Annotated in this window: 20 protein-coding genes, 1 tRNA gene and 1 pseudogene; 16 read left to right on the forward strand and 6 right to left on the reverse strand. The window is 40.8% G+C overall.

The window, feature by feature from the left end; genetic code table 11:
• Nucleotides 1–19: 19 nt before the first annotated feature.
• The 3 genes from BVC88_RS02720 to BVC88_RS02730 form a co-directional block, all read right to left on the reverse strand.
• Nucleotides 20–508, reverse strand: coding sequence for a hypothetical protein (locus BVC88_RS02720; RefSeq protein WP_075349098.1), 489 nt, complete (start codon nt 506–508; stop codon nt 20–22).
• A 78-nt stretch (nt 509–586) separates the two neighbouring features.
• Nucleotides 587–1381, reverse strand: coding sequence for a (Fe-S)-binding protein (locus BVC88_RS02725; protein ID WP_175574364.1), 795 nt, complete (start codon nt 1379–1381; stop codon nt 587–589).
• 185 nt (nt 1382–1566) lie between these two features.
• Complete coding sequence (locus tag BVC88_RS02730) at nt 1567–2898, reverse strand: 4Fe-4S dicluster domain-containing protein (RefSeq protein WP_075349099.1); 1332 nt, start codon at nt 2896–2898, stop codon at nt 1567–1569.
• Between the two features lie 102 nt (nt 2899–3000).
• On the opposite strand from BVC88_RS02730, the gene BVC88_RS02735 reads away from it, so the two are divergent.
• The 8 genes from BVC88_RS02735 (at nt 3001) to BVC88_RS02765 (ending at nt 7623) form a co-directional block, all read left to right on the forward strand.
• Nucleotides 3001–3076: transfer RNA gene (locus BVC88_RS02735), tRNA-Phe, on the forward strand.
• Between the two features lie 427 nt (nt 3077–3503).
• Nucleotides 3504–3995 carry an RNA polymerase sigma factor gene (locus BVC88_RS02740; protein WP_075349100.1) on the forward strand — a complete coding sequence of 164 codons (492 nt, stop codon included), beginning with the start codon at nt 3504–3506 and terminating at the stop codon, nt 3993–3995.
• The gene (locus BVC88_RS02745; RefSeq protein ID WP_075349101.1) at nt 3992–4420 is read left to right on the forward strand and encodes a hypothetical protein; all 429 of its coding nucleotides are present in this window, start codon (nt 3992–3994) and stop codon (nt 4418–4420) included. The genes BVC88_RS02740 and BVC88_RS02745 overlap by 4 nt, the downstream gene beginning before the upstream one ends.
• Before the next feature lie 4 nt (nt 4421–4424).
• Complete coding sequence (locus BVC88_RS02750) at nt 4425–4970, forward strand: DUF4252 domain-containing protein (RefSeq protein ID WP_075349102.1); 546 nt, start codon at nt 4425–4427, stop codon at nt 4968–4970.
• Between the two features lie 56 nt (nt 4971–5026).
• Nucleotides 5027–5512, forward strand: coding sequence for a DUF4252 domain-containing protein (locus tag BVC88_RS02755; RefSeq protein ID WP_075349103.1), 486 nt, complete (start codon nt 5027–5029; stop codon nt 5510–5512).
• A gap of 419 nt (nt 5513–5931) precedes the next feature.
• Nucleotides 5932–6063, forward strand: a complete 132-nt coding sequence (locus BVC88_RS21665; RefSeq protein WP_262481233.1) for a hypothetical protein — start codon at nt 5932–5934, stop codon at nt 6061–6063.
• Nucleotides 6064–6192: 129 nt separating this feature from the next.
• Complete coding sequence (locus tag BVC88_RS02760; RefSeq protein ID WP_139316509.1) at nt 6193–6432, forward strand: hypothetical protein; 240 nt, start codon at nt 6193–6195, stop codon at nt 6430–6432.
• A gap of 78 nt (nt 6433–6510) precedes the next feature.
• Entirely contained in the window at nt 6511–7623 is a 1113-nt protein-coding gene (locus tag BVC88_RS02765) for a hypothetical protein (RefSeq protein WP_075349105.1), read from the forward strand.
• Nucleotides 7624–7641: 18 nt separating this feature from the next.
• Here BVC88_RS02765 and BVC88_RS02770 read toward each other — a convergent pair.
• Nucleotides 7642–7914: pseudogene (locus BVC88_RS02770) on the reverse strand (DUF427 domain-containing protein).
• Between the two features lie 430 nt (nt 7915–8344).
• Here BVC88_RS02770 and BVC88_RS02775 point away from each other — a divergent pair.
• Nucleotides 8345–8917 (forward strand): hypothetical protein, encoded by a 573-nt coding sequence (locus BVC88_RS02775; RefSeq protein ID WP_075349106.1) that lies wholly within the window; start codon nt 8345–8347, stop codon nt 8915–8917.
• Nucleotides 8918–9049: 132 nt separating this feature from the next.
• Here BVC88_RS02775 and BVC88_RS02780 read toward each other — a convergent pair whose 3' ends face one another.
• Together BVC88_RS02780 and BVC88_RS02785 are read right to left on the reverse strand one after the other, a co-directional pair.
• On the reverse strand, nt 9050–10762 hold the full coding sequence (locus BVC88_RS02780) for a M14 family metallopeptidase (RefSeq protein WP_394332874.1): 1713 nt from the start codon (nt 10760–10762) through the stop codon (nt 9050–9052).
• A 39-nt stretch (nt 10763–10801) separates the two neighbouring features.
• The gene (locus BVC88_RS02785) at nt 10802–12412 is read right to left on the reverse strand and encodes a M14 family metallopeptidase (RefSeq protein WP_075349108.1); all 1611 of its coding nucleotides are present in this window, start codon (nt 12410–12412) and stop codon (nt 10802–10804) included.
• A 200-nt stretch (nt 12413–12612) separates the two neighbouring features.
• Here BVC88_RS02785 and BVC88_RS02790 point away from each other — a divergent pair, with 200 nt between their 5' ends.
• The 7 genes from BVC88_RS02790 (at nt 12613) to BVC88_RS02820 (ending at nt 20261) form a co-directional block, all read left to right on the forward strand.
• Complete coding sequence (locus BVC88_RS02790) at nt 12613–13443, forward strand: universal stress protein (protein ID WP_075349109.1); 831 nt, start codon at nt 12613–12615, stop codon at nt 13441–13443.
• A gap of 6 nt (nt 13444–13449) precedes the next feature.
• Complete coding sequence (locus BVC88_RS02795; protein WP_075349110.1) at nt 13450–14685, forward strand: cation:proton antiporter; 1236 nt, start codon at nt 13450–13452, stop codon at nt 14683–14685.
• Nucleotides 14686–14928: 243 nt separating this feature from the next.
• Entirely contained in the window at nt 14929–15957 is a 1029-nt protein-coding gene (gene hemH / locus BVC88_RS02800) for a ferrochelatase (RefSeq protein ID WP_075349111.1), read from the forward strand.
• 189 nt (nt 15958–16146) lie between these two features.
• A complete protein-coding gene (locus BVC88_RS02805) occupies nt 16147–17313 on the forward strand; it encodes a CynX/NimT family MFS transporter (RefSeq protein WP_089153052.1) in 1167 nt (388 codons plus the stop codon).
• A 65-nt stretch (nt 17314–17378) separates the two neighbouring features.
• Nucleotides 17379–17981, forward strand: a complete 603-nt coding sequence (locus BVC88_RS02810) for a DUF2179 domain-containing protein (protein ID WP_075349113.1) — start codon at nt 17379–17381, stop codon at nt 17979–17981.
• On the forward strand, nt 17981–18688 hold the full coding sequence (locus BVC88_RS02815; RefSeq protein ID WP_075349114.1) for a tRNA1(Val) (adenine(37)-N6)-methyltransferase: 708 nt from the start codon (nt 17981–17983) through the stop codon (nt 18686–18688). The genes BVC88_RS02810 and BVC88_RS02815 overlap by 1 nt, the downstream gene beginning before the upstream one ends.
• Nucleotides 18689–18800: 112 nt before the next feature.
• Complete coding sequence (locus tag BVC88_RS02820; protein WP_075349115.1) at nt 18801–20261, forward strand: IPT/TIG domain-containing protein; 1461 nt, start codon at nt 18801–18803, stop codon at nt 20259–20261.
• Nucleotides 20262–20269: the final 8 nt, after the last annotated feature.

The following is a 20269-nucleotide window of genomic DNA, read 5'->3' on the forward strand; positions in this document are numbered from 1 at the left end:
CTATACTGAATATTACTAATTAATTTGGAAAGTATTTCTTTAACCAACTTTCATTCGCTGAAATCCATACATTTTCCAGGTCTTTCTTCACTTTTACCAGCGGGTTGAGTACCAGAGTATCCTGTTCAATTTCACCGGATAATACTTTTGACTTTATTCCCAAAGCCGGAAAAACCGACACTTGACCTTCACTTTTCTTAAAGCTTACTTTACCTTGATCTGTTAAGTTGATATCTAATTGTTTTTCCAGCTCACGCAAAGTCCTTACCGAACTGTCAATTGAGCAGCCACTTGCCCCAAGGCTACTTTCATCCACACCTAAGACAATTAATTGATCCTCCAAAATCTGAAAAGAAGTGGGCATTAGGTTTCCATGTGTATTCCATCCTTCGCAAAATTGCCGGAGGGTTTTGTTAATCAATTCAATTTCTTGGGAAGAAAAAGCCCGTTCAGACTGATAAAGCCAAATTCTTGAATGTGCTGCTAAACTCTCAAATGATACGTACATGGACTGGTTAATTTTAGGCAAAGAAAAACCCTTTCTACTTAACGGCAAAAAGGGTCAAATTGATTCAATGCTTTAGAATCAAATTCCCATGTCTTTCGCGATCATTTCTGCCAGATCGTAGACTTTGACATCTGCTTCGCGCTCTTTGTTCTTCACGCCATCAGTCATCATGGTCAGACAAAATGGACAACCCACGGCAATGGTAGTCGCGCCAGTCGCCAATGCCTCTTCGGTACGCTCCACATTGATGTCCTTTTTTCCCGGCTCAGGCTCTTTGAACATTTGGGCTCCACCAGCGCCACAACAAAGTCCTTTGGTCTTGCAACGCTTCATTTCTACCAATTCCACATCAAGGGCTTTAATTACCTCGCGTGGAGCTTCGTAGACATTATTTGCTCTTCCGAGGTAGCAAGAATCGTGGAAGGTGATTTTCTTACCCTTGAATTCTCCGCCGCCTTTGAGCGTTACTTTTCCTTCATTGATCAGCTGCTGAAGGAATTGGGAATGATGTATTACTTCATAATTCCCCCCTAAAGCCGGATATTCGTTTTTGATGGTATTGAAGCAATGTGGGCAAGCGGTGACTACTTTCTTAACCTCGTAGCCATTCATCACTTGAATATTTGCAACAGCCTGCATCTGAAAAAGAAATTCATTCCCAGCTCTTCTTGCCGGGTCTCCGGTACAGGCTTCCTCAGGACCAAGAACGGCAAAGCTCACGCCTACTTTATTTAATATTTTCACAAAAGCCTGTGTCACGGCTTTGTATCGTTCGTCGAAAGAACCCGCACAGCCTACCCAAAATAGGACTTCGGGAGTTTCACCTTTACCAGCCATTTCGGCCATTGTTGGTACTTTATAATTTTCTGACATAGTTGTTTACGATCTGGGAATTATGATTTAGGGGATCTTTTTTAAGCTTAAAAACCACATAAACCTCAATTATTTTTCTCCTGTTGAACTTTACTTTTTATACTCAATTTACTTTTATCCGACATCCGACATCCGACATCCGACATCCGACATCCGACATCCGACATCCGACATCCGACATCCAATCACATCTCTTCTTCCTTCACCTTCTCCGCCCAATTGAATCGATCAGAAGGACTGAATTTCCAAGGTGAAAAGCTGGTTTCCATATTTTGGAACATCGCATTCCATTGTGCTGGCGTTCCTGACTCTTCCATGGCCACATAGCGACGCATTTGAAGAATAATTGATAGCGGATCGATATTGACAGGGCAAGCTTCCACGCAAGCGTTGCAACTGGTGCAGGCGTTTAATTCCTCTTTAGTGATGTAATCTCCCAAAAGTGATTTTCCATCCTCCAATCCAGGGCCACCAGCATCGATGCTTTTGCCTACTTCCTCAGCACGGTCGCGCACATCCATCATGATTTTACGAGGGGAAAGTTTCTTCCCGGTCAGGTTGGCTGGACATTCAGAAGTACATCTCCCGCACTCGGTGCAGGAATAAGCATTCATCACATTAATCCAAGAAAGGTCATTGATGTCCTTCGCTCCAAACCTTCCGATTTCAGCAGACGGGTTACTTGCCGCTTCCGTTGGGATTCCGAGCATCATATTCACTTCATTGGTTACTTCTGGCATATTTACCATTTCACCTTTCGGTTTCAGATTGGAGTACCAGGTGTTTGGGAATGCCAAGAAAATATGTAAATGCTTGGAATAAGTCACGTAGACTGCGAAAGCTAAAATGCCTACGATATGGAACCACCAAGCAAATCGTTCAATGAAGTGTAAGGCCTCTAATGACATGCCTTCAAATAATGGACGAATCAATCCACTGAAGAAAAGTGGACCCAAGGCCAAATAATGATCAGCGCCACGCTCGGCAAGAATCTGGTCTGTCGCATTCATGGTCAAAACTGCAATCATCAAGATAATCTCGATCACCAAAATAAGTGTGGCATCAAGGGCTGGCCAGCCTTTCATTTCCGGTTTTTGGAATCGCTCTACTTTGGTGACATAGCGACGAGTCAGAAATACCACGCAGGAAAAAAGAACTGCTACCGCTAAAAATTCGAACATGTTCATAGCCGCGGTATAAACTCCACCTAGAAAAGGAGCGAATAATCGATGTGTACCTAAGATTCCATCCAGAATAAATTCCAGAACTTCCAGATTGATTACCACAAAGCCTACATAAATCAATAAGTGAAGCAGTGCAGGAATGATGCGTTTAAACATTTTTTGCTGACCAAAAGCGACCAAGGCCATGGTCTTCCAACGATCATCGGTGTGATCATTTCGGGTCTCGGCTTTCCCCAAAAAGATGTTTCTTCGAAGAAATTTGATCCTTTTGCTTAAAATATAGCCTGCAACGCCCAAAATTAGCACAAATGCAAGTTGTGGTAAAAAGCTCATATTGATTGATTTAGCGTGTTTCTTGAGTTTTTATAAATAATTTTTTTTCAAATGATTTGGTACAACTATCCAAATACCTACCTTTGCATCACTTTAAAAAACGGTGATATAGCTCAGTTGGTAGAGCATCGGACTGAAAATCCGTGAGTCGGTGGTTCGAGTCCACTTATCACCACCAGCCTCGACTTCGGTCGAGGCTTTTTTTATGCCCTTTTTTGAACTGTGTTTTCTCATTTATTCCTTGATTATTCTTGAGGCAAATTAATAAATAGTCGGCATGCATACTATTTTTCAAAATAATTTAAAATCAATCTATACTTCATAGTTTTGATTTCCATTAGATTAAAATTCAAATCTGAATATCCGCAATCTGGCCAGTAATCTAAAATTCTTTGCTCATCTGGCTAGAAGACCGAAGACCAGTGACCGAGCTTTAACCCCTTCCGTTATTGCTTTTAGCTATTTACTGGCAGAAAAGCAGATACACATAAATTCAAAATAGAAACTCAGAATGACCCACTGAGTTTCTAAAAAAAAATCATTCACTTAAAATATTTTTTGTAACATCCTGTAACATTCGCAAAACTCATGCATTACCGTAGCAAATGAAGTCATTTTTTGAAGCACATATTTGGCCGCAGCGGGGCAAACTATACCGTCTCGCTTTTAGCTGGGTAAAAGATCGGGCACTGGCCGAAGATGTACTTCAGAATGTTTTCGAAAAATCATTTACCCGCGAAAAAGAGCTGAGCAATCATGCAAATCTCTCAGGTTGGTTGGTGCTGAGTCTTAAAAACGAGGTCTTGTCTCACTTTCGACAGCATAAAAAAATCGGATCCTTGGAGGAAGTGAAACAATTAGTAAATGAAGAATCTCAGCTTGAGGATCAAAGTGATTCGGTTCAAAAAGTGATGCTTCTTTTGAAAGAATTGCCAGAGAAGCAGCAGGAAATCTTTCAATTGCGAGAAGTGGAGGGATTGGATTATGAGGAAATAGCGGCGCACTTGGAAATTTCGCTGGATCAGGTGAAAGTAAATCTCCACCGAGCCAGAAAAAAAATCCGGGAAATGATGATCAACAAACAACTAACTCCATGAACGAACGAATAGAAGATCTGCTTGCCAAATACTACGATGCGGAAACGAGTTTGGCAGAAGAGCAGGAGTTGAAAGTATTGCTTCGAGCGTCGGAAGGGTATATCAATGAAAAAATGCTCTTTGGAATTCTTGCAGATTTCAAAAAAGAGGAGCCTTCCAAAATTAGTATGCCTGAGGCAAAAGTGAGAAGACTGAATCCATCTTGGATGAGTTGGGCAGCTTCCGTAGCGATCTTGATTGGATCTGTCTGGGGTTGGCAAGTTTATGAACAAAAGCAAGCGGAGGAAGCCGCATATGAGGAAGTGATGATGGCGTTTGCACTGATTCAGAATAATTTGTCCAAGGGACAAGATCAGATGCAGCCGATGAATAATCTAAAATATTTGAATACTACAGACCAGATTTTTGGTCAACCTAAGAAATAGAAAAATGAAAAAATTACTGATTGTTCCGTTTTTACTGATGGCTGTCATTTTCCAGGCAAATGCCCAGGATGATGCGATCCAGAAGTTTTTCTCCAAGTACATGGATGATGACCGGTTCTCCAGAGTCTACATATCTCCCAAAATGATGCAAATGGCTGGAGGATTTCTTAAAAGTAATGCAGACTCGGATAAAGAGACTGAAGATCTCGGTACCCTGATCTCCAAAGTAAAAGGTATTCGTATCCTTTCTTCAGAAGAAGTCGATGGAATGGCTTTTTATAAGGAAGCAATGGGAACTCTTACTAAAAATAAGTATGAAGACTTGATGATCGTCGAAGACAAAGGAAGCAGCTTGAAATTTATGGTTCGAGAAGAAGGTGGTCTGGTGAAAGAGCTGATGATGATCTCTGGTGACGAGCGTGACTTTACCTTATTATCGATGCTGGGAAGCTTCACCTATGCAGATCTAAATATGCTTGCCGAAAAAACCAACATCCCCGGCATGGATCAATATGGAAAAGGAAGTAAAGGCCCAAAAGGGGCTAAATAAAATAAATAGGACAAGAAAAATTTTTAAACCACCAAAAAAACTAAATCCAACTAATTATGAAAAAACTACTCTTAACACTCGCACTAATCGGAGCTGTCATGACAGCTCAAGCCCAAAGCAAATCTGTCAAAGCCATTTATGAAAAATATAAAGCTAATGATGATTTCTTTCATCTGGAGCTTGGCGGAAATTTTATGAATTTTGCCGAAGGCTTTAAAATTGATCTCAATGAGGATGATATGGCAACAGTGGCCAAATCAATTGAGAAACTGAATTTCTTTACCCTTCCGGATAATGCGGACCAGAATCGGGCTGAATTTAAAGCCTTGCAAAAGGGTCTTGAAAAAGAGCGATATGATCTTTTGATGGAAACTTCAGAGGCGAAAAGTGGAATTTTAGTCTATTCGAAAGGAAGTTCAAAAATCTCTGACCTAGTCGTAGTGGTCAGCGGAGATGAGGGAGATTTGATGGTATTCGAGATGAAAGGAACCTTTGATCAGGAGACGATTGCAAAAGCGACGAGTTACAAGGGGAAAAATTAAAATCTGAAGAGCTTTTTAGCAAAGATGCCAGCAATAATTTGCTGGCATTTTTTTTTAGTCCTCTACTTTTACGCCTTTCCAAATGGCAATATAACCTTGGATTTCTTTGGCCGCGGATTTAGTTTCCAGCCATCCAATCTGCTAACCAAGTGTTGAAGAATAAACGATGGCAAGAAAAGGCTGAGCTTAAATTGGCTCCAAACTGCAGAACAATCCTTTCTGAGTGGGATTGGTCTCAAAATTCTGTTTTGTTCACTCGGGTCAAAATCAACCCAGTTGAAAACAATCTCTTACTTCCACCTCATTATTTCCAAACCATACTACTATGAGATAAGCATCATGATGAAATCGTCGAGTATCTTTTAGGACCTATAGGATCTTATCTTTTGTCTGTTCTTGAAGAAGATCAATATACCCAAATGAGTGAGTTAGTGGAGAATGTGAGTACCTTTTTTCAATTAGTGGGTGAAAAACAGATTCTGGAAATGATTTATGAAGAGATTCGCTTTTTAGCTTACAGTGGAGAAATCATTCTCAGTAAAGGCATGTAACATCAGTTTAGTAAATATTTACTTAATTTTAGTAAAAACGGTATAGGTATTTAGTTGAAAGTCAGATATTTTTATTTTTATAAGATCGGAAGTACCGATCTGGTTTTTCATTATTTAAAAATTAAAATCATGAAAAAGTTAAGTTTAGAAATGCTCCGACTCAGCACCGACGAAGTTTTGGGAAGAAGTCAGATGAAGAGTATATTAGGAGGCTTTTCTCTCGAATCAAATTGTTTAATTCGATGTATACCAGGTCAACCTTACGGAACAAGCGTAAATGATTGCACCAGAAACACAATGAATTTTTATTGTCCTGAGGATCAATACCCTGAAGCTACTTGCAATTGTACAGCTGGAAGTATAGGATAAAATTATAATCATCAAAAAAACAGGTTCAATGGATAAAGGTGGATTTATTTGCACCTTTATTTTTTCTGTTTCAGAAATATGGAAAAATTTATCTGCACAGCATTTTCTCTACTATTGTTTTTATCGTCCACCAAGGCTCAAGTTAGCCTTAAAAAAGTATCTGAATTTAAAATTGACAGCTTCTATGAGGTTGGGATCCTGGATTACTACGAAAAAGATCAAGTTTATTTAGGCTATACCAAAAGTAAAGATGCTGGTGTAGAAATAAGTTTATTTAATTCGAAGGGAACCAAGATCATTTCTAAAAATCTGTATGGGGAAGGTCCCAATGAGCATGTTTCTCTTTTAAGTGGTCTTGCCTTTTCCAAGGATGGAAATATTTGGGGGAAAACCGACATTGAAATTCTGCTTTATGACCGAAATTTGAAATTGATCAAAAAGACTAGATTTCTTCCGTTATCTACCTCAACAATTTATTTTCCGAAGAAACTGGCTATGCTAAAAAATGCCTCGGGTGAGAATATTGTTATCACAACTATCTCTAATGTCTTTTCTTTTGTTTTTGCCAAGGATTTTGGAAGTCTCAATTTTATCGAAGGAATTAATTTGAAATCCGAAAAATCCCTTGGACTTATTTCAGCTCGTTCTCTCCCAATTTTTTCAAAAACGGATATCAACATGAAAAATATGGTTGCTGCGATCTACACACTAAGTCCGGATGGACGCAGTTTTTATTTAACTTCTAGTTTTAATGATCAAATCACGGTTTTTGATTCTCAAAACTTAGTGGAAAAAGGTAAATTTGATATCGAGCACGAGTCATTTGATGCATTAGGGAGATCAAAATTATCGATTTCCAATTTGCAAAGATTAAATAACATTATTTTATCAGGAAGGAATTATGCCCTTCATGCTTGGGATAATGGCTTTATGGCAGTTGAATATCTTCAAGATATACCTAGTAGTTCTTTAGAAAAAAAACTAACAGAAGACAAATACTATAGCGTTTCAAGGGACCCAGCTTATCATAGGCTTATTTTATTCAAAGATAGTAAGCAGATTTCAGGTGATATTCCGATTCCCTATGGCGAGATTCAAATGGCACTTCCGGGCAACCGACTTTTAATCCGACTGATCAATCCGGATGAGGAAGAAGATTTTATGCGATTCGGGATTTTTGAATTAAAATAATTTTACTCTTTATTTAAATTACTCCAAGACCTTCACCCTTTTCCAAAAGGCAATATGTCCTTCGATTTCTTTGGCTGCCGGAGAAGGATCTGGATAAAACCAAGCAGCATCTTTGTCGGTCTCTCCGTCCACTTCGATGGTATAGTAGGAAGCCTTTCCCCTTCAAGGACAGGTAGTCTGAGTAGGAGAGGATTTGAGGTATTCCATCCGGACAGCATCCGGCGGGAAATAATGGTTGCCTCCAATGAGTACTATTTGGTCAAATTCTGCAATGATTTGATTGTTCCAAATAGCTTACATTTTGATTTTTCATTTACAAAATACCCTGAAATTAAATCTAGTTAGGAAAAAGTTTTTGCCAAATTTTATGTCTGAATCTGATACAATTGTTTTTATTTTAACAAATAATATTTCACAAAATCTATTTTTGCAGAATAAAAACATAGATTAATTCGTTTTTTCAAAATACCAGATACTCCGCTATCGATTGCTGGAAAATTTTATTGAATTCACAATAAAAGCTATAAAATGTTAAATAATCAGTAATTAAAATAATGTTTTGTTGAAACATTTGCAAAATTAAAACCGTTAGGTACCTTTGTAAAGTAATTTTATCACAACCGCATACCCGGTTGACTGAAGTAGCCCAAAATTCCCTCCGCGGATGAACCCATCTGCTGGTTACCAAAAATTAAGAACCTATTTAAACCAACTAGTAAACATGAAAAATCTATTCACCATGCTTTTTGTTGCAGGGATTGCAACAGGAGCCTTCGCAGCCGGAACTGACGCTGACGAAACAGTACAAATCAAACAAACTGAGACTTCTAAAGTGGCAGTGGCATTTTCAGAAGCTCCGAAAGGAACTGTAATTGTGAAAATTTCTGACGATCAGGATCGATTGATCATGAGAGATCGGATTAGCCAAACTGAAGCTTTTGCAAAAAAGTATGATTTGAAAGACCTTCCAAAAGGAACTTATTCAATTGAAGTATTGGATCAGTCGGGAGTAATTTCTTCTGCTTCAGTAGAAAATTTTACAGAAGTGAAACCCGAAGTATTTTCAAGAGTTTCTAAAATGAATGATAATTCTTACCGTTTGTTGGTAAGTAACCTTAAATCAAATGAGGTAGAGGTGTTGATCTATGATGGTGACAAAATGATCCATTCTGAGATGATCGACAATCCTCAGGGACTTCATAAGATCTATACTATCCAGAAAGCTGGAAAAGATGGAATCAGTTTCAAAGTGAAGACTGCTTCTGGATTTGAAAGCTTTGTTTCAACGCTTTAAATTAAACCAACTCGATTACCAAACCCTGCCAGAGCGATCCGGCAGGGTTTTTTGTTTGAAATTGATTAAGGCTATTAAAAAAAAAATCCCCGATTTAATCAAAAACCGGGGATTTAGAATCATAATTTAATTTTACTTCTTCCAGCTAGCTTTTCCACCTTTGGCAGAGTCCACCGTGATGGAATAATTTGATCCAGAAGATACTATCCACTTCACTTTCACCGCACTCATTCCGGGTACATTTTCTACTGCAATTCGCTCAGGAGACATTTTTTGCTCGGCAAGCTTATTGAAGTCTTCATCTTCTACCACGAATCCAGCAACTACCTTGGCTCCTGTGATCGTCACATAATCCGGTCGCTCGATTTTGTATTTCAAATCCTGACTGGCATGAGTCGGCATTAGTCGCTCATTGAAGATCGTGGCAGTGATAGCTTTCAATCCGCCACCAAGCTCTTCTTCCTTGACATCCATAATGCTCAACTTCGGCGTATGATAAGCATGGTAAATCGTAAAGGCAGCATTTCGATGGGCATCTTGCTCTAGTAAGAATCCAGGATGTGCCCGACCAAAAGTCTTTTTGAATCCACCGATTTCCACCGTACCAAACTGAGGATGTTCGTATTCATGCCAATTCACAAAGGCATCGCCCATGGTCAGGTATTTATCCACATCAAAGTTTTCATCCTGATTTCCTCTTCCAGCAGATTGCTTGTGGAAATAGAGGTATGAAGTCATCAATTCATTGGAGTAAGTGAAGATTCCCCGATTGCCATAGAACCAATCAAGCTCTCCACCGAAAACAGAATATAAATCCTTATAAACCACTATGTATCGATATCCAGGAAGTAATTCCTCTCCTTTTTTTCCGATGACATCATAGATGCGGATATCCTCTCGATTGTAGGTATTCACATCTTCCTCTGCGCCCGGACCTCGAAGGATCATTCCGCCGCTGTTGTGAAAGCTTTGTGCCCCTGCGATATTTGGGTGCTTCATCACAAACTCCATCACAGATCTGTTCTCTGGAAGCGTAAATGGGTACCTTAGGGCTCCTCGCTGAATGTAATCTGGCTGCCAATTCCATCCCCAATCCCGGTTTGGATCATAATATCCCACGCCATCGTCATTTACCCGACCGTCGCCATCGCCATCAGTTCCTTCCTGACCGATCATCTCGTATTCCCCAACTTTGTCTGCGTCGACCATGATTAGTTTTCTTGGATCCTGTGGGTCTTTGATAAATCTTCCCGTTGGTGATTTTCTGATCATCATCGTGATATGTCCATCACCGTCGAGGTCATCCATTCCATCTTCTCCAGCCTGACCATCTCCATCATTATCGAGCACCATCATGCCTGATCTTGGTGAGTTAGCAGTATTTGGTTCTAAGAAAAAGTCATTTCGAGCATCAGGGTTGATTGTAGGTGTGATATAGAAGGTCTTATCCCGAAGTAATTCCTGAATAAAATCATTATCTGCCTGCATTTCGGTCAGATACCAAGCTGCATAAAGGGAGAATTCTCCACCCTGAATCTCGTTGGAGTGAATATTACCATCAATCCACATTCCTGGTTTTTCTTCTGATTTGCCAACGGAAAAATCGGTAATCGTCAGGGTCATAATGTCTCGGCCTTGATAGGATTTACCGATTGACTCGATCTTTGCCAATCCGGGATGAGCAGCTGCGATTTTTTTCATTGCATCCACCAAACCCTCGTAAGTATAATATTTATTGAAAGTCAATTCGACTTTTGGCTTGTGGGGAGTACCCACAGCCCGAAAGAATTTCTCTTGCGCTTTTGCTGGGTTAACTGCTATCCAAAGGGTAGCAAAAGCCAGCATAACGATCATTTTTAAGGTATTTATCTTTTTCATGATGGCTTAGAGTTTAAAGTTAGCATTTACAAAACCTACATGCGTAGCACCGGCTTTCACAGGTACGGCTCCGGATCCTTTCACGATCCAGCTCAGTGACACTTTTTCGTAGGCACCGATTACATCAATCAGTTGAATTTTATCACCTGAGATGATCCGATCCTGAGGCACATCGAGATCTACCCTGACTTTGCGAAGCCATCTGGAGCGTTCGCCCATATCTGAATGCGTAGGAAGCGGGGAGTTATTGAATAGGTCAGCAGAGATTCTGGTCAATCCATTTCCTAGGGACTCTATTTTAATGTTAAGCATTTCAAGTTTTGGTTGCATTTCAGCAAGTTTCAGAATGAAATCAGTATGCTCTTCCGCTATTTTCCCAACTTGCTCATAAGGAGGATTTGCCATCCTAAACGGTTTGATTCCACCAACTTCGACCTTTTTTCCAGGGAAATCCGGATGCTGGATTTCGGTCCAAGGCACGTAGACATCATTCCAACCCAAGGAATCTGCCCAAGCCAAATAATTCGCTTCGGCATTTGATTTTCCTTTGCCATCTGCGCCTTTGTATTCAGGAACCCAGTAACCAGGTGTACTGAAGCTCAATCTGCCAAAGTGGAAATAAGCCCACTGGAAAAAGTCTCCGTCAGTTCCTTGATTGTTCTGCTGAAAAGCTTTCTGAGAAATTGTCTCGTTGTAAATGCCAGAAATCATCGCATTCACGGTCTGGTCCTTTTCCAAAATGGAAGTTACCACCCGCTTACGAGCATCTCCCGCATTGTACTTTAATGGAGCACTAAGGTTATTCGCTGGTGAAAAAGTCACGAAAGCGAAAATATTCCACTGCTCAAATAGGAAATCCAACATCGCACGAGATTCCAGCTGTGATACTGGAATGTCTCCGGCCAAAGGTTGGAAAACCGGGAATTTGTAGGTCATCGATTTGTTGAAAGCGATTCCTTCTTTCAGGTCCTCAGCGAAGTTGCCGTCTTTATCATCATCTCGACTTTCTTTATACACCAAGTATTTTCCTGCTTCACCTTTGGATCGATCAGCTTTTTCGAGAACGCGATCATCTTGTTTGGATACCACATAATCACCCATAGGATCCTCAACGCGCATCCAAGTAATTAAACCATCTCCATTCAAATCTGAATAGCCATTATCTGCTGCCTTTCCATCACGGTCATGATCGACGGAAGTAGCATTACCTCTCCGCTCATATTTCAAGGCAGCGTGGTATTGCTCGTAAGCATCAGGCGACATATTGGGAAAAATGTAGAAAGTGGTAGTTGCCAATGCATCTGCATGCTCTGCGACTAGCTTTTCCGCGAATTGAACTGCGAGTTCGGTACTTAAGACATGGAATCCTTCCACTCCACCAACGACGGCGATAGCGGGTTTTTGATCTAGATCACCAGTACCCACTTTGAGTACCCAGATGTCTTTTCCCCCAGCCGTTTTGACCAGTGAAGTGAGAGTGGCATTACTGTTTTTTGCCACTTGCTGCATGCGCTGATTGACTTGACTCAGCGTAGGGTAATCATCGGACTGTGCGAATGCAGTTCCGAAAAATCCCAGACTGGAAATCAACAACCAGCTGAATATAGATTTTTTCATAAATGAGATAGGGTTATTTTTATTGGATTCTAAAAAGACCAAGTACTAAATTTTGTCAAAAAATATGGAAAAATGGGTCTTCCTTTTTCCGAAAGTCAAATTAGGGCATAAATGGAAACTGTTCGGGATAAATGGATTCCATTGAGAATCTTGGAATGAAATAGAAAATTCGCTTATTTGAAGTACCTAGTCTCCAATTTATGTTTCGAAAAATCGCCCTTGCTATTGCTTTTTCCCCACGAATGGAAGCCTTACTTGCAGAAGTGAAGCGGCTTTCCATTCTTTTCGAATCGGATTTAATTTTGATACATATTGGAGAAAAGACAGAAGAGCAAGAATCCAAATTTCAGGAAATATTGGATCGTCATGAGCTGGACCACGATCGAACCAAATTGATTTGGAAACAGGGCAAGCCTGTGAAAATGATATTAGAAGTCTGTAGAGAGGAAGAAGTGAATCTTTTGGTAGCGGGGGCATTGAAAGAGGAAGGCTTACTGAAATACTATCTCGGATCAGTGGGAAGAAAAATCATCCGTAAATCCCCATGCTCTGTACTCACACTGATTGACCCAAAACCTGAGACGACAAGCTTTTCCAAGGTGGTGATCAATGGAACCCAACTTGACATTACACCTTTTGTGATCGCTCAGGGTGCTGTTTTTTCCAAAGCGGTCCAAGCAGATCAGGTTCATATTCTAAATGAAATCAAGATGTATGGCCTTCAAATGGGTACTGCGGGTGAGGATTCGGAAGAAGAAATAGCCAATACCCGAAGGCAATTGGTACAGGATGAAATGGACTATGTGGAAGAAATTCTAAAGGGTATTGATGTCAGTACTCTTAAAATAAATATCAAAGTAACCGGTGGGAAATGGGCTGTGGAGTTGGGTAGATTTTGTGAGAAAATAGGTGCAGATCTATTGGTAGTGGGCGATGATAGTCGGTTGACATTTTTTGACCGCTTATTCCCTCATGACCTCGAGGATCTCTTGAGTACTTTGCCTTGTAATCTATTAATCGTTAAAAATTAGACCTCCATGGAAACCTTAAACCATAAGGAGGTCATCAACCTTCTCCTTCAGCTTGCGACCATGTTGATCATGGCGCGAATCTTTGCCGAGATTGCCCGTAAACTAAGACAGCCTGCCGTTGTCGGGGAGATTCTGGCGGGAATCATAATAGGACCCACAATTTTAGGATCACTTTTTCCAGCAGCTCAGGATTATTTATTTGGGGCACATGCCATGTCCAACATTGCACTGGATGGTTTTGTGCAAATTTCTGTGGTATTACTTCTCTTCATCGCAGGATTGGAAGTGGAGCTTCAAGTCGTATGGAATCAGGGCAAAAATGCGCTGAAAATTGCAGTGGCTTCGATGGCGCTTCCCATCATTGCCGGGTTTGTGGTTGCCTATGCATTTCCTGAGTTTCTCGGAGTCAACATCAATGATCGAATTGTCGCTTCCACTTTTTTTGGATTAGCCATCTCTATTACCGCCTTGGCTGTCGTCGCTAGGGTATTAATGGATTTGAATCTATTCAAAACCCCAACTGGACTTCTAATCATTGCCGCTGCAATGATTGTGGATGTATTGGGATGGATAGTTTTTTCTGTGATTCTTTCACTTTCCGAGTCTGGAAGTGGAGGATTGGGGGTTTGGCCGACGATTGGTCTAACACTTTTCTTCACATTTTTCATGTTGACTCTTGGCAAGGGATTGATCAATAAGACCCTTCCTTGGATCAATAAAAAGCTTGCTTGGCCGGGAGGATTACTTTCACTTTCGCTAGCAATCTGCTTTTTGGCAGCGTCTTTTACAGAGTTCATTGGAATCCATGCGATTTTTGGAGCATTTATTATCGGGGTTGCACTTGGAGATTCTGAATATCTGACCGAAAAAGCAAAGGAAATTCTCCATCAGTTTATCAATAATATCTTCGCTCCGATCTTTTTTGTATCGATCGGACTCAAAGTGAATTTCATTGAGGCATTTGATCCCGGAATCGTAGGGGTAGTAGTCATCGTGGGGCTCTTGACCAAATATTGGGGAGCTTATATCGGAGGAAGATTTGCCAGTTTACCTCGGAAAAAAGCTATGGTAGTCGGGTTTGGATTAAGTACGCGTGGCAGTATGGATATCATACTTGGGTTAATCGCATTAGAAAATGGGCTGATTACTGAGTCTCTCTTTATCGGATTGGTAATTTTGGCTTTGATTTCAAGTATCAGCAGTGGACCATTGATGGGCTGGGCAGAAAAGTTGAAAATTTGACCAATTTATGAGGTTAGATATAAGATTTAGGATGTCTTCTCCATGAAAAAGCCTGATCTAATTTTTTCATTTTCTCAACTAGAAATATCGATTAAAACCAAAATTGAACCCTAAAATCATACGTCTAATTTCCAACATCGGTCATCCGACATCAAACATCCAACATCCAATTCACTAGGCAATCCAACTTTCTGCCTTAATTTTGGGTTCTCTTGGTCGAATCGATTATTAACACCCAATAAAATGTCAAAAACCGGAAAAACCGGCGTCCTGCTGGTTAACCTAGGCACTCCAGATAGTACAGCAACAGGTGATGTACGTAAATACCTTCGCGAATTTCTAATGGATGGCCGTGTCATAGACTTCCCATTTATTCCAAGGTGGATGCTCGTTAATCTGATTATTGCACCCTTTCGGGCTCCAAAATCTGCCGGAGAATACCGTAAACTTTGGACTGATCGTGGTTCGCCATTAATGTTTCATACGCAAGATTTGAAGGATAAATTGGTAGAAAAACTTGATCCAGATGAATATTTGGTAAGTATGGCTATGCGCTATCAATCTCCAAGTATAGAATCAGGACTGGAAGAGCTGATGAAGGCTAAAGTCAAAAAGATCATTGTGCTCCCACTTTTTCCTCAGTATGCCTCTGCTACCAATGGATCAGTAATCGACAGAGTAATGGAGATTGCGCGAGGTTGGCAGATCATTCCTGAGATCTCCTTTATCAATAATTTTGTTGAGCATCCGCTCTTTCTTCAGGCTTGGACGGAGCTCGGACAAGAGATGATGGCGAAGCAGGATTACGATATATTCCTTTTCTCTTATCATGGGCTTCCTGAGCGTCAGATTCGAAAAGGGTCTGTGGAAGGCTATTGCCAGCTTGGAGGCTGCTGCAATAAATACGGTCCTAAAAATCAATTTTGCTACCGAGCCCAGTGCTTTCATACCACAAGGCAAGTAGCGGCGAAACTTGGATTGCCTGATGAAAAGGTGATGACTTGCTTTCAAAGCCGCCTAGGCAAGGATCCTTGGATCAAGCCTTACACGGAAGATATCATTAAAGAATTGGCAGAAAAAGGAGTGAAGAAAGTACTAGTCTTCTCACCGGCTTTTGTTGCAGATTGTTTGGAGACAACGGTGGAAGTTGGTGAAGAATACAAAGAACAATTCGAGGAATTGGGTGGCGAGCATTGGGACTTGGTGCCTAGCTTAAACTCATCTGACACTTGGGTGGAATGCGTGAAGGACTTGGTGGAAAGTAGAAAGTAAGCAGTTTTCAGTTGGCAGCTTGCATTTGGCAGTATTCAGTGAGCTTTGGTGGTTTATTCATCTGGGATGTATACTTCCTGATCGTTTTTGAATAGGTGGCTTAACTTGCTTGCCTAGGTCTTTGATATATAAACCTTGATTCTTCTAAATCTCTAAATCTCCAATCTCTTTTTCTCTTAATCTCAAATTTTGAACAGCCCGACAACCAACAAAGGATTTCTAATTGCAGGGATTCTTCTTGTTTCGATCAACCTTCGAACTTCCATTTCTTCGGTGGGGCCATTGATTCCTTTTATTCGTGAGGATTTGGGACTTTCAAATGGATTGGCGGGATTTCTCACTACGCTTCCCTTATTGACTTTTGCGACTTTTTCTCTTTTTGCGCCAGCAATCGGAAAGAAGCTCGGAATGGGAAGGGCAGTTTTCTTAGGGATGATTATTCTGGCGGTAGGTGTGATTCTTCGGGTTTTGGGAGGAATTGAATTGCTTTTGCTGGGGACAGCTTTGACAGGAATTGGGATCGTGATAGCCAATGTCCTCTTGATCCCATTGATCAAATTCAGGTTGCCGGAGAAGTTGGGATTGATGACCGCATTACTGGCTACAATGATGTCTTTGTTTGCAGCCATTGCAGCAGGAGTATCAGTCCCTTTGGCAGTAGATCTTGATTTAGGTTGGAGGGGGTCTTTAGCATTTTGGTCAGTCTTTATACTGATTGCGCTGATCATTTGGATTCCACAGATTCAGCGTCCTAAAGCAAGCCTAAATGATGATCAAAAAGTTGCTAAAAACGTCTGGAAATCCAAGTTAGCTTGGCATGTAACCTTGTTTATGGGATGTCAATCGGTAATGTATTTTACTTTGACCGCTTGGCTTCCGGATATGCTGATTTCAAGAGGATGGAGCCCTGTGGAGGCAGGAGCAGTCTCATCGGTGATGCAATTATTCGGTTTGTTGGGATCTTATTTCGCACCAGCTATTTTGATTAGACAGCGGCAGCAGTCCACCTTCACCTTGATTGTAGGAATCATGTATGTCGTGGGGTTTTTAGGTCTGTTTATTCATCAGGAATGGGTCACTTATTTCTGTTTGGTCTTGATTGGAGTCGGCATGGGAGCCAGCCTTAGCATCGGGTATACTTTGATTTCCTTGCGGACGGCAGAAGATTCTACCACTGCCAAACTCTCAGCCATGGTCCAGTCTTCAGGCTATTATTTAGCAGCTTTGGGCCCAATGTTATTCGGGATTTCCCTCGATTTGTTTAATAACTGGAACTTTCTCATTTTTTTCATGCTCTTTTTCACGGTGCAGTTTATCTATTTTGGGATGTCGGCAGGAAGGGATTTGAAGATCTAATAAAAGTTTCATTCGACATTGCGGGAATCGGTCGTAATTTTGGACTTCATTAGCTTCTATCCATTATGCAAGACTTTCTACAAACTCTGGGGATTTCCGAACAATTATTCAATTATCTGATCATGCCCCTTTTGATTTTTTGTGCCAGGGTGGGCGATGTCTCAATCAATACCCTTCGGATCATGTTCATGATGAATGGAAAAAAATCTATCGTGCCTTTTTTGGGATTCTTTGAATCTATGATTTGGTTATTGGCGATTGGACAGATTTTCCAAAACATCAATAACCCCATGTCTTACATTGCTTATGCAGCCGGCTTTGGGACAGGAAACTATGTTGGGATGTATTTTGAAGAGAAACTCGCATTAGGCCGTGTATTGGTTCGAGTGATTACTCCAAACCCCTTGCCTGAACTGATGGAATACATGAAGGAGAAGGATTTTCGATTTACAAATGTGGGTGCAGAAGGGCGCTATGGAAAAGTACAGCTTACTTTTACAGTGATGAAACGAGAGTCACTCCCGGAATTTATTCAAAAAGTAAAAAGTCTGGATGAGAAGGCATTCTACACGATTGAAAGTGTGAAAAGAGTTTCCGAAGATGATCTCAATGTGATGGACGACAAGCCGAGATTCAATCTTAGCTTTTTCAGTAAAGCACGTACCTGATGGGAAACAGCTGGTTTCAATTTCAACAATTCAGAATCAATCAGGATCGTACAGCGATGAAAATCAGCACGGATGCGGTTCTCCTCGGGGCTTTGGCGAAAAAAGATGATCCAGCGCAGATCTTAGATATCGGGACAGGCACAGGTGTGATTTCACTGATGCTTGCTCAGCGATATTCGAATGCCAAAGTCCTTGGGATTGAAATAGATCTAGATGCAGCAGAACAGGCCAAAGAGAATGCAGAAGCAAGTGTTTTTTCGCATCGTGTTGAGATCTTACAAATGCCGATTCAGACTTTTAAAACTTCTCAGAAATTTGATTTGATCGTAAGTAATCCTCCATATTTCCCGGATCATTTAAAATCAACCGATCAGAAACGAAATCAAGCCTTGCATACAGATCAACTTTCCTTTGAGGAGTTGTTGGAAAAGGTAAAAGAACTTCTGGATCAGCGAGGCACTTTCTGGGTAATTCTGCCTCCAAGACAAATGCAGGATTTTGTACAATTGGCAGAAATGAAGGGGCTTTTTCCCTACGAAGTAAATCAAGTTAGAGATAGTGCCGGCAAAAAAGTACAGCGAGAAATAGTGGGATTTTCATTCGAGCAAGCTCTTTCAATTCAAAAGGAAATTTTGATTAAAGATGAATCTGGCGAAGCACATGAAAGTTACAGAAGCGTAGTGAAGGGGTTTTTACTGAATTTTTAAAAAAGGCGTCACTTCTTGGAGTATTGATCTTGATTTTAGCAAAGAAGTAAAATGGGATTTGTTGGAAGGGGAATGGATTTAGTTATTTTTGAAATTCCAATTATTTATCCACATGAGAAAATACCTCAGTTTAAGCATTCTATTGCTGCTTTTCATAGGTGGGAGCTGTACCGAGGATGAGACCGAAACGACCGTTTTGGTGACTGAAGAAGTACTCTACACCAGCGGTGAGCAAGTTCGTATTTTAGGTCGATTGATCACCAATCAATCAGTAACTGCCACAGATCATGGTTTTTACCTTAGTCAAGATCCTAATTTCACTTCGCCAGTAATCATCTCTCTAGGGGAGAAAGACGGAGCGGGTCGTTTTATCGGCGAGACCTCGGTATTGCAGGCCCAGAAAGTCTACTTTGCAAAGGCCTTTATGGATATTGGAAATGGGATTGAGTTCGGAAATACCATCGAGCTTCAGACTTTGGCGGCTGGAATCGAAAGTTATTCACCCTCTTTTGGTACTCCAAACCAGGAAATTTTTATTCTTGGGAAAAATTTTACCTCAGATACTAAAGTGTTTTTTGGAGAGGTAGAAGGGCAAGTACTTGAGAATTTATTTGAATCAAGACTTCGGGTGCGAATTCCGCAACCAAGCGGGAGTTCAAGTGTTGCAATCCGTGTAGAATCCCAAGATCAAGTTTTGACTTTTCCGATCAACTTTGAATACCAGACAGGTAGCTATCTTGCCTTAGCTTCTTTGCCTGACCAGGTTAGATTGGTGGATAATATCCATTTCCAATCGGGAAATCAGTTTTATGTTGGTTTGGGTTCGGATAGATTACTTCGCTTTTATGAGAAAATCTTCCAATATGATCCGGCAACAAATCAGTGGTCAGAATCAAACTTCCCCGGTTCTGCCCGATCATATGGTTTTGCTACAGCGAATTACATAGGAGGAGGAATAGCAGAGTTGGGTCGAGAGCCTTTCATTATGAATAATTCCTTTTGGCGAATTACCTCCGATGGCTACGTGAGATTGAAAGACCTCCCTTTTCCAAGTCGGGAATCTATAGCTTTTGAAATTTCCAACGAGCTTTATGTTTTGGGAGGAAAAGAAGGGAATACTTTTGCTGTTCATAAGTACAATGCAACGAACGATACTTGGACTACTTTAGCTGATAGCCCACAGGAGTTTGGGGATATCAATCCTTATTTTGTGTACCAAAACAAATTTCATGTCTTAGGGTCTGATAAAATCTTATACCGCTTTGATCCTGTTTCTGGTAGTTGGGATTCAATCAGCACCTTTCCTGGGACTCTTGGTTTAGGCTATGGCTTCGCTCATGTGATTGGAAATAGAGTCTATTTTGGAGGTTTTAAGAGAGACAATTCGATTTGGGAATTCAACTTAGAAACCCCAAACTGGGTGTCCAAGAACCCTATCCCGGGTTCCTTCCAAAATATCACAGCTGCAAGTTTTGTAAAGGGTGGGTTCATCTACTTCACACTCCAGCCGGATATTAATTTTGCTGGAAATTTCCCGCTTGAGCTTTACAGATTTGATCCAAATGGCATTTAATCATCCAC

The organism is Algoriphagus marinus, assembly GCF_001936475.1.
Taxonomy (GTDB): domain Bacteria; phylum Bacteroidota; class Bacteroidia; order Cytophagales; family Cyclobacteriaceae; genus Algoriphagus; species Algoriphagus marinus.